The sequence below is a fragment of the Nonomuraea sp. NPDC048916 genome, from assembly GCF_040649575.1.
Taxonomy (GTDB): Bacteria; Actinomycetota; Actinomycetes; order Streptosporangiales; family Streptosporangiaceae; genus Nonomuraea.
On sequence record NZ_JBEZFS010000159.1, the window covers coordinates 1 to 662 of the forward strand.

Here is a 662-nt window from a genome sequence, read left to right on the forward strand (position 1 = left end):
GAGATGCCGGCCTCGAAGCGGACCTGGTCGTTGCCCTTGCCGGTGCAGCCGTGGGCGACGGTGGTGGCGCCGTGCTTCTTGGCGGCGGCGACCAGGTGCTTGACGATGGTCGGCCGCGAGAGCGCGGAGACCAGCGGGTAGCGGTCCATGTACAGGGCATTGGCCTTGATCGCCGGGAGGCAGTACTCGTCGGCGAACTCGTCCTTGGCGTCCGCGACCTCGGCCTCGACCGCACCGCAGTCGAGCGCACGCTTGCGGATGACGTCCAGGTCCTCGCCGCCCTGGCCGACGTCCACGGCAACGGCGATGACCTCGGCGCCCGTCTCCTCGGCGATCCAGCCGATGGCGACGGAGGTGTCCAGGCCGCCCGAGTAGGCGAGTACGACGCGCTCGGTCACGGGTTTCTCCTTACGGTGCAATCACTGATGGGTATAACTATGCAGTCCTCCGTATTGTTTGTCAAAACAGCAGGTCAGGGTGGTGTACGCGACCGTTCGGTCGGGAAATGCCGAGGCTTCTCGACCGGAGCGGCTCTAGCATCGGCACCTTACGAAAGGGGGCACGGTGGACGGCCGTGACAAGGAGACCGTGAGCCCGGTGGTGCGGGTGTGGGAGGGCGCCGCTCCGGCCGAGGTGTTGGACGGCGCGTCGGCCGAAGCGTG

At 67.5% G+C, this 662-nt stretch carries 1 protein-coding gene; it reads right to left on the minus strand.

Going from position 1 to position 662, the window contains the following annotated elements:
• Positions 1 to 398 (minus strand): argininosuccinate synthase domain-containing protein (locus AB0C16_RS40215; protein ID WP_357691417.1); only part of this gene is annotated, 398 nt, incomplete at its 3' end.
• Between the last annotated feature and the right edge of the window lie 264 nt (positions 399 to 662).